The 9,468-nt window shown below is 72.5% G+C and carries 8 protein-coding genes; 4 read left to right on the forward strand and 4 right to left on the reverse strand.

Annotation, left to right across the window (positions count from 1 at the left end):
• Positions 1-259 precede the first annotated feature (259 nt).
• Positions 260-1,030: a methyltransferase gene (locus tag GRC12_RS37435; RefSeq protein ID WP_208784646.1), complete on the forward strand. Its 771-nt coding sequence runs from the start codon at positions 260-262 to the stop codon at positions 1,028-1,030.
• Positions 1,031-1,307: 277 nt separating this feature from the next.
• Positions 1,308-1,697: a DUF3040 domain-containing protein gene (locus GRC12_RS37440; protein WP_133042857.1), complete on the forward strand. Its 390-nt coding sequence runs from the start codon at positions 1,308-1,310 to the stop codon at positions 1,695-1,697.
• A 205-nt stretch (positions 1,698-1,902) separates the two neighbouring features.
• On the opposite strand, the gene GRC12_RS37445 is transcribed toward GRC12_RS37440, so the two are convergent.
• From GRC12_RS37445 to GRC12_RS37460, 4 genes are all read right to left on the reverse strand, one after another.
• Complete coding sequence (locus GRC12_RS37445; RefSeq protein WP_208784647.1) at positions 1,903-4,407, reverse strand: transglutaminase TgpA family protein; 2,505 nt, start codon at positions 4,405-4,407, stop codon at positions 1,903-1,905.
• Complete coding sequence (locus tag GRC12_RS37450; RefSeq protein ID WP_208784648.1) at positions 4,404-5,777, reverse strand: DUF58 domain-containing protein; 1,374 nt, start codon at positions 5,775-5,777, stop codon at positions 4,404-4,406. The genes GRC12_RS37445 and GRC12_RS37450 overlap by 4 nt, the downstream gene beginning before the upstream one ends.
• Complete coding sequence (locus GRC12_RS37455; RefSeq protein WP_208784649.1) at positions 5,777-6,817, reverse strand: AAA family ATPase; 1,041 nt, start codon at positions 6,815-6,817, stop codon at positions 5,777-5,779. The genes GRC12_RS37450 and GRC12_RS37455 overlap by 1 nt, the downstream gene beginning before the upstream one ends.
• 261 nt (positions 6,818-7,078) lie before the next feature.
• Positions 7,079-7,687 (reverse strand): beta-class carbonic anhydrase, encoded by a 609-nt coding sequence (locus GRC12_RS37460; RefSeq protein ID WP_439959930.1) that lies wholly within the window; start codon positions 7,685-7,687, stop codon positions 7,079-7,081.
• A gap of 268 nt (positions 7,688-7,955) precedes the next feature.
• Between GRC12_RS37460 and rsmH the strand changes: the two genes are divergently transcribed.
• Positions 7,956-8,912, forward strand: coding sequence for a 16S rRNA (cytosine(1402)-N(4))-methyltransferase RsmH (rsmH, locus tag GRC12_RS37465; RefSeq protein ID WP_208784653.1), 957 nt, complete (start codon positions 7,956-7,958; stop codon positions 8,910-8,912).
• A 51-nt stretch (positions 8,913-8,963) separates the two neighbouring features.
• The coding region (locus tag GRC12_RS37470; protein ID WP_208784655.1) for a septum formation initiator family protein at positions 8,964-9,468 on the forward strand (505 nt) is incomplete at its 3' end.

Genomic DNA, 9,468 nt, shown 5'->3' on the forward strand with positions numbered 1-9,468 from the left:
GGGGTCGGCAGCGGCGCGGGGTGGAGCGTCCTCCGGGCCGTGCGGAAGCGTGGACGTCTCGTGGGCCCGCCCGCCGGGGGACCGCCGGGAGTCCAGCGGGCGAGACGGTGTGCGGGACGGGGTGCCGAGGTGGCCTGGCGGGACGGTCGAGGCAATAGGGTGGAGGGCGCCTGAAGCCTTCCCTCCGTACGCCGGGCCGGGAGGCAGCCCGTTCGCTCCGCCGTGCAACAGGCGGTGCCGCGCCGAGGAGTCAACTGCCGTGTCGGACCCGCTGCGACCCCGCGCCTCCCTCCGTACCGCCGTGGTCTGGGAGGTCCTCCAGGACGCCCTCGACCGCCGCGTCAAGGCCACGGGACGACAGGCGCTGGACGTCCTCGACACCGGAGGCGGCAGCGGCAACTTCGCGGTGCCCCTCGCCCGCCTCGGCCACCACGTCACCGTCGTCGACCCCAGCCCCAACGCCCTGTTCGCACTCGAACGCCGTACCGCCGAGGCGGGCGTCGCCGACCGCGTCCGGGGCGTCCAGGGCGACGCCCACGGCCTGTTCGACGTGGTCGAGCGCGGCGGGTACGACGTCGTGCTGTGCCACGGCGTCCTGGAGTACGTCGACGACCCGGCCGAGGGCCTGCGCAACGCCGTGGCCGCCCTGCGCACCGAGGGCGTCCTCAGCCTGCTCGCCGCCGGTCTCGGCGGCGCCGTGCTCGCCCGGGCGCTCGCCGGGCACTTCAAGGAGGCCCGCCAGGCGCTCGACGACCCGAACGGCCGCTGGGGCGCCGGCGACCCCGTGCCGCGCCGCTTCACCGCCGAGCAGCTCACCGCGCTCGTCGAGGGCGCGGGCCTGCGGATCGGTGCCGTGCACGGTGTACGGGTCTTCGCCGACCTGGTCCCGGGGGTGCTCGTGGACACCGAGCCGGGCGCGATGGAGGCGCTGCTGAAGCTGGAGGAGGCGGCCGCCGAGCTCCCGGCCTTCCACTCCGTGGCCACCCAGCTCCATGTGCTCGGGGAGACCCCGGAGGCCACCGAGGCCTGAGTGACCCCTGTGCCGCGCCGCTGATCAGCGGCGAGAGTGGGCATGGAGTACGCCACAGGCCCCCCGAACGGGGGCTTGGCGCCGTATGATCGAAGGAGATCACCCGGCATGACGGGTCGGCCGCTGGGGAATGGAAGATTCAGCGAGCCGGGACGTCGATGGCGGAATCCGGTTGGCCAATTGGCGCAGAGGGGCGGGTTTCACGGGGGCGATTCCCTGCCTATCCTGAAGGGACCCCCCGGGTCGCCCCCGGCGACTGCACGATGAGGAGGACTCCGTGCCGCTCTCTGAGCACGAGCAGCGCATGCTCGAGCAGATGGAGCGAGCGCTGTACGCCGAAGATCCCAAGTTCGCGTCGGCGCTCGAGGGAAGCGGGCTGCGTACGTACACCCGGCGGCGGGTCTACCAGGCGGTCGCGGGCTTCCTCGTGGGTATCGCGCTCCTCATGGCTGGAATGGTCGCCAAGCAGGTGTGGCTGAGCGTGGTGGGCTTCCTCGTCATGCTGGGCTGCGCGGTCCTCGCCGTGACCGGCTGGCGCAAGGCGCCCAAGCCGGGCGAACAGCCCGCCGGCGCCCCGCAGGCGCGCCGTCAGGCCCGGCAGAAGCGCTCGATGATGGACCGGATCGAACAGCGCTGGCAGCGCCGCCGAGACGAGCAGGGCCAGTAGCGCTCCCGACGACTTCGAGGGGTGACCACCGATGGTGGTCACCCCTCAGGCATGCCCGCACGGCGGGCTCGACCTGGGCGCCGGCTCCGCTGAGCCGACGGGCAGGCGGCTGAGTGGCGTCTCCTGCGGGCCGGGGAGCAGCAGTCGGCCCCGGCTCGGACGTTCCGAGCCGGGGCCGATCGCGGTGTGCGCGGCGGGCGGGAGGTCAGCCGCTCTGCCGGCCCGGTTGGCCCGACGGGCGGCGGATCAGCGTGGCCCAGCGGTCGGCCATGCGGGCCTTGAGGGCCGTCCAGCGGTCCGACAGGTCCCACAGGGCGCGGACGGCCGAGCGCGGGGCGATCACCGCACGGACCCGGGTGGTCCGGTTCGCCCGGGAGCGCAGGGCCGACCGCAGCGCGCGGACGTCGTCCGCCAGCCCCGGTACAGCCTGCGGCCGGGGGGCGTACAGCACCTGTTCCACGGCTCCCGCCACCCGGTGGACCCGCTCGGCCGTCGCCGGATCCAGCTCCCCGAGCCGCACGATCCGCGTGGCCGCCTTCCTCGGGGTCAGCGCGTCGTCCGGCAGGATGCCGTAGTCCCAGGCCGTGTCCGTCAGCTCACGCCAGACGGCCAGCACATGCCCGCTCGCCACCTGCGCGGCGTGACGGGCGTCCGCCTCCGCCTCAACGGCCGCGGCCCCGCCCGGGTTCACGACCCCTTCCAGCCGCACCGCGCCCCAGGCCGGGCGCCCGACGCCGGAGGAGGCGTGTTGGGCCGAGGCCAGTCGTGCCGCGCGCCGTCGCAGCCGCCACAGCATGGGCAGCAGCAGTACGACGACCACGAGGAGGCCGACGGCCCCCCACCAGGCGTACCAGTACCACCTGTGACCCTCGTTGCCCGGCTTGGCGACGTCCAGCGGAGCGGCGACGCCGCAGTCCTGGAGCTTCTTCTCCTGCACCGAGCAACTGGCGTTCGACGACGGCGCCGCCGACGCGGACGATCCCGCCGACTGCGAGGGCTGCACGACGTCGGGCAGGCTGTTGCCCGGCGTGTCCGACTGCGTGTACGGGGGAGTGACACCCCGGCTCGGGGTCGGCTCGAAGCGGGTCCAGCCCACGCCCTCGAAGTACAGCTCGGGCCAGGCGTGGGCGTCCTTCAGACCGACCGACACCGACTGGTCCGACTGCGGGGAACCGGGGGCGAAGCCCACCGCGACCCGCGCAGGTATACCGAGGATGCGGGCCATCGTCGCCATCGCGAAGGAGAAGTGGACGCAGAAGCCCTCCTTGTCCTTCAGGAACTTGGCGATCGCGTCGGGACCGGTGCCGACCTGCACCTGCGTGCTGTACTGGAACCCGCCGTCGACGCTGAACCAGTCCTGGAGCTTGACGGCCTGCTCGTAGTGGTTGGTCGTGCCGGCGGTGACCTGCCGGGCGGTCTTCGCCACCACCGAGGGCACCGAGTCCGGCACCTTGGTGTAGTCACGCCTGATCGCCGCCGGCGCCTCCGGGGCGTTCGCGAGCTGCTCCGCCGTCGGCTGCACGTCCAGGCTCTTGACCAGGTACGTCTTGCCGCGCGTGGACTCCCCGTGGTCGCCGACCAGGGTCATGCCCACCGGTTCGTAGCGCCAGTTGCCGTCGATGTCCACGCCGCTGGGCGGGTACGGCATCGGCAGCCAGTCCTGCGCGTACCAGTCGGCGGCCGAGATCCGGGTATCGATCTCCGTGCGCTTGACGTCCGGCGCGAGGCCGGTCGGGGTCGGGAACTTGCCCGGCACGGAGGTGATGTGCCGCTTGGACGGCTTCCAGGTGCTGCCGTCGAAGTCGTCCAGTGACACGATCCGCAGATACATGTCCGAGAGGTCGTTGCTGCTGGTCCTCAGGGACAGGACCTGGCGGTCCTCGTCCACGTTCAGGCTGTCGCGCAGCGAGACCAGCGGGTTGACCGCGGAGATCGTGCCCCCGCCGCCGTTGCCCACGCCCACACCGGTCCCCGCGCCGTCCAGCAGCCCGCCGTTCATCGAGGGCAGCGCGACCGGCACCACCAGCGCGATGCCCAGCGCGAGCACGCCGATGCGGCGCCCGGTGCGGACCGGCGCGACCGCGCCCAGCTCCCCGCCCGGCGTCCGTGGCGCTCCGCCGAACACGCGCCCCCACTGGGAGAGCCGGTCCCGGCCCTCGGCCAGCAGCAGCATCAGATAGCCGGCCGCGGCGATCAGGAACCGCGCCCACTCCGCATGCCCCTCGTACAGCCCCGCGGCCACCACGTACAGCGCCAGCAGCGGCAGTCCGGCCGGGGCCGCGCTGCGGTAGGTCACCGCGAGGGTGTCCACCGCGAGCCCGACGATCATGACCCCGCCCAGCAGCATCAGCCGGATGCCGTCCGACTCCAGCGGCGCCGGTATCGCGTACCGCGCGATGTCGTCGCCCCCCTGCCGCAGCAGGTCGGAGAAGTGCCGGAACGCCTCGGGGCCGGGCACGATCCCGAGGAAGGCCTGCTGCCGCGCGAAGACCAGGGTCAGCATCAGCAGCGTGACCAGGGCCTGGGCCGCCACCGTCAGCGGCCGGGCCAGCGGCACCCGGCGGGTCGCCGCGCCCACGCCCGACTGGACGCCCAGCATGACGGCCGCCTGCAGGATCCAGGTGGCCGGCGAGACCAGTGGCTGCAGGGAGAAGGAGGTCAGCAGGGTGGCCGCCCAGGCGCACAGCGCCAGCCGTGTCCGCCCGCTCATGAACCCGCCCCCTCACCGCTCGGCCCGCCCGCCGCGGCCAGGCCCGTGCGCTCACGGTCCGCCTGCCGCCACAGCTCGCTCAGCGAGACCCCCCGCGGCACGCTCAGGGCGGTCCAGCCCGCCTCCCGCAGCATCCGCAGCCGCTCCTCACGCCGGTCCAACGGCCCCGGCACATCGCTCGGTTCCCGCACCCACGCCTCGCTGTCCAGCAGGAAGGCGAGCGCGCCGCCGCTGCGCTGGCGCATCTTGGCGGCGATCGCCGTCTGCTCCTGGTCGAGGTCGCCGAAGAAGGCCACCAGCAGTCCCTCGTTGCCGCCGCGCAGCACGTCGTACGCGCGGGACAGGCCCGCGCCGTCGGAGTGGTCGACCACAGCGAGGGTGTCCATCATCAGCCCCGCCGAGTCGGCCGTCTCCTGGCTCGCGCCCGCGAACCCCTCGGCGCCCTCACCGGGCACGGAGTTGCCGGTGTCCGTCAGCAGCCGCACCGAGAAGCCCCGTTCGAGCATGTGGACCAGGACGGACGCGGCGCCCGAGACCGCCCACTCAAAGGCCGAGTCGGGGCCCGCGCCCGCGAAGGCGATGCCCCGGGTGTCCAGCAGCACCGTGCACCGGGCGCGCTGGGGCTGCTCCTCGCGGCGCACCATCAGCTCGCCGTAGCGGGCGGTGGAGCGCCAGTGGACACGGCGCAGGTCGTCGCCGTAGCGGTAGCCGCGCGGGATGACGTCGTCCTCGCCGGCCAGGGCGAGCGAGCGCTGCCGCCCGTCGCCGTAGCCCTTGGCCTCGCCGCTCAGGCGCACCGGCGGCAGCGGCTCCACGCGCGGGATCACCGTCAGGGTGTCGTACGAGGAGAAGGAGCGGGTCAGCTCGCACATGCCGAACGGGTCGGTCAGGCGCAGCTGGAGCGGGCCCAGCGGATAGCGGCCGCGCAGGTCGGAGCGGACGCGGTAGGAGACCTCACGGCGTCCGCCCGGCTCGACCCGGTCCAGCACGAAGCGGGGCCGCGGCCCGAGGACGTAGGGCACCCGGTCCTGGAGCATCAGCAGGCCCGTGGGCAGCCGGGAGACGTTGTCCATCCGCAGATGGACACGGGCCTCGCTGCTCGCGGGCACGCGCGCGGGGGAGAGCCGGCGGCTGCCGGCCACCCGGTAGCGCGTGCGGTACAGGAACGCGGCGCAGACGAGGGGGAGCGCGGCGAGCAGCAGGCCGACCCGCAGCAGATCGCTCTGCCCGAGCACATAGGCGCAGATGGCGGCGGCGATGCCCGCCGCGAGGAAGGACCGGCCGCGGGTGGTCAGGCCCGCCAGGGCGGTGCGGACGCCGCCCTTCTCGCCCCGGTCGGCCTCCGTGTGCCCGGTCCCTCCGAAGGTCATCACAGCCTCCGCGGCGGTTGCTGGCCGTACGCCGGCGTGCCGTGGCCGAGGCCGCCGAAGCCACTGGGCTGCTGGGGCGCCGCGGGCACCGGGGTGCGCTGCAGGATCTCCTGGACGACCTGCTCGGCGGTGCGGCGGTTGAGCTGGGCCTGCGCGGTGGGCAGCAGACGGTGGGCGAGGACGGCCACGGCGAGCGCCTGCACGTCGTCCGGCAGGGCGTACTCCCGGCCGCTGAGGGCCGCGGACGCCTTCGCGGCGCGCAGCAGGTGCAGCGTCGCGCGCGGGGAGGCCCCGAGTCTGAGGTCGGGGTGGGTGCGGGTGGCGGCGACCAGGTCCACCGCGTACCGCCGGACCGTTTCGGCGACATGGACTCCGCGCACGGCCTCGATCAGCTTCACGATGTCGTGCGCGTGCGCCACCGGCTGCAGGTCCTCCAGCGGGGAGACGCCGCCGTGCACGTCGAGCATCTGCAGCTCGGCCTCCACGCTGGGATAACCCACCGAGACCCGGGCCATGAAACGGTCGCGCTGCGCCTCGGGCAGCGGGTAGGTGCCCTCCATCTCCACCGGGTTCTGCGTGGCCACCACCATGAAGGGGCTCGGCAGCTCGTAGGTCTGCCCGTCGATGGTGACCTGGCGCTCCTCCATCGACTCCAGCAGCGCCGACTGGGTCTTGGGCGAGGCGCGGTTGATCTCGTCGCCGATCACGATCTGCGCGAAGATCGCGCCCGGCTTGAACTCGAAGTCCCGGCGCTGCTGGTCCCAGATGGACACACCCGTGATGTCCGAGGGCAGCAGGTCGGGCGTGAACTGGATACGCCGCACGGAACAGTCGATGGACCGCGCCAGCGCCTTGGCGAGCATGGTCTTGCCCACGCCGGGCACGTCCTCGATCAGAAGATGTCCCTCGGCGAGAAGTACGGTCAGCGAAAGCCGTACGACCTCGGGCTTGCCCTCGATCACTCCTTCCACCGAACTGCGGACCCGCTCCACAGTGGCAGTCAGATCTGTAAGGCTCGCTCGATCGTCATAGGTCGTCACCCGGCCCTCCTCGGCCCGTTCTTTCTCCGGGCCGTCGCTCTGCGATGCGGACCGGCCCACCCCTGGAACACGGACACCACGCGTGAAAAGTTCCGCGTGACGCCACAACCGCATTCTTGCTGCCGTTACCGTTTCGTGTCACTCGACTGTGGACAAGTGGCCGCGATATGTCGGGTTTTACGGTGCTTGGGGTTCAAGCATGCGCGTGTTCCGAGGAAAACGAGAGGAGAACGAGAGGGCCGGGGACGCCTCCGTGGCCGGTTACGCCGGGTCGATCTCGCGCAGCAGACCCGTCCGCACGTCGAAGACGAAGCCGCGCACGTCGTCGGTGTGCAGCAGGAACGGCGAGGTGCGCACCCGCTGCATGGACTGGCGCACGTCCTGGTCCACGTCGCGGAAGGCCTCCACCGCCCACGCCGGGCGCTGGCCGACCTCCATCTCCAGCTCGGTGCGGAAGTCCTCGGTGATCGCCTCCAGACCGCAGCCGGTGTGGTGGATGAGAACGATGCTGCGGGTGCCGAGCTTGCGCTGGCTGATGGTGAGCGAGCGGATCACGTCGTCGGTGACCACGCCGCCCGCGTTGCGGATGGTGTGGCAGTCGCCGAGCTGCAGGCCGAGCGCCTTGTGCAGGTCGATACGGGCGTCCATGCAGGCCACCACCGCGACGTGCAGCACGGGGCGGGCGTCCATCCCGGGGTCGGTGAACTCGGCGGCGTACCGCTCGTTCGCCTCGACGAGGCGGTCGGTGACCGTGCCGTCGCTTATGGCGCCTTCGGACTCGGTGGTTACGGATGCAGAAGTCGTCATGGCCATAACGGTACTGGTCACGGACGTTCCGGTCTCGGTGTGAGAGCGGGAAAAGAGCGTCATCACGTCCCTCTTGTGAGGTAACCCACACAGGTGGCGGTGGCTGGGCCGTCAGGGTGGTTTTCCCTGGTTTGCCGCTTGGCACGCATGCCGGGCCGCCACGCGCAGGCCGGTTGATTGACCGCGAGACACCGTGGACTAAAGTGACGCGAAGCGGGAGGCGAGGCCCTCCCTGCTGGACGACTTCCCTGAGGCCCCCACGCGGACGGCCTCCCCACGTGCGCGGGGACCCGGCGGTGCGTACGGCCCGCGCCGGACCTGAGAGGGCCCCTTGAGCAACAGTCGACATGTCCCGGTGATGCTCCAGCGGTGCCTGGACCTGTTGGCCCCCGCCCTTCAGCGGCCCCGGGCGGTCGTCGTCGACTGCACCCTCGGGCTCGGCGGGCACGGCGAGGCCCTGCTCGAGCGCTTCCCCGAGGCCCGGCTGATCGCCCTCGACCGCGACAAGGAGGCGCTGCGCCTGTCCGGCGAGCGGCTCGCCCCGTTCGGCGAGCGCGCCACCCTGGTGCACGCCGTCTACGACGAGCTGCCCGACGTACTGGAACGACTCGGCATCGCGCGCGTGCAGGGCGTGCTGTTCGACCTCGGCGTCTCCTCCATGCAGCTCGACGAGGCCGACCGCGGCTTCGCCTACGCCCAGGACGCCCCGCTCGACATGCGCATGGACCAGACGACCGGCATCAGCGCCGCCGAGGTCCTCAACACCTACCCGGCCGGCGAACTCGTCCGCGTCCTGCGCGCGTACGGCGAGGAGAAGCAGGCCAAGCGGATTGTCGCCGCGATCGTGCGTGAGCGCGACAAGGAGCCGTTCGACAACAGCGCCCGTCTGGTGGAACTGATCCGGGACGCGCTGCCGCAGGCCGCCAAGCGCACCGGCGGGAATCCGGCCAAGCGCACCTTCCAGGCGCTGCGCATCGAGGTCAACGGTGAGCTGTCCGTGCTGGAGCGGGCGATCCCGGCCGCGGTGAAGGCGCTCGACGTCGGCGGACGCATCGCCGTGCTGTCGTACCACTCGCTCGAGGACCGCCTGGTCAAGCAGGTCTTCGCGGCCGGTGCCGCCACCACCGCGCCTCCCGGGCTGCCCGTCGTCCCCGAGCGGTACCAGCCCCGGCTCAAGCTGCTCACGCGTGGTGCCGAACTTCCCACCGAGGAAGAGGTCGCCGAGAACCGGCGGGCGGCACCGGCGCGACTGCGCGGGGCCGAGCGCGTCAGGGAGGACATCGAGTGAGGGGTGTGAGCGGGTTGGAGATCCGAACTCACCAGGTGGGCTGGGGGCGGTGTGAGTAGGAAACCCGAACTGAGGGGGCGGGCCGCCCGTCTCGCCCGGCTCTTCCCCGGGGCGCCGAGCCGCGGGCAGGCGGCCCGCACCCCCTTCGTCCTGCTCGTCGTGCTCCTCCTCGGCGGCGGCCTGATCGGGCTCCTGGTGCTGAACTCCGCGCTCAGCGAGGGCTCGTTCAAGCTCGACGACCTGCAGAAGAACACCAAGAACCTCACCGACGAGGAACAGGCGCTCCAGCGGGACATCGACGCCTACTCCGCCCCCGAGGCCCTCCAGCGCCGCGCCCAGGAGCTGGGCATGGTCCCCGGCGGTGACCCCGCCTTCCTGAACCCGAACGGCACCGTGAAGGGCGTCCCCTCGGCCGCCGCCGAGCAGTCCTCCGCACAGCTGCCGCTCGTCCTGCTCCCGCCGGAGACCATCGACTCCTCCCCGACACCCGCCACCACCCCGACAGCACCCGACGGGACCCCCACGGCCACCCTCCCGGACGGCACCGTGCAGACCC

Source organism: Streptomyces griseorubiginosus (genome assembly GCF_017614965.1).
Taxonomy (GTDB): domain Bacteria; phylum Actinomycetota; class Actinomycetes; order Streptomycetales; family Streptomycetaceae; genus Streptomyces; species Streptomyces griseorubiginosus_B.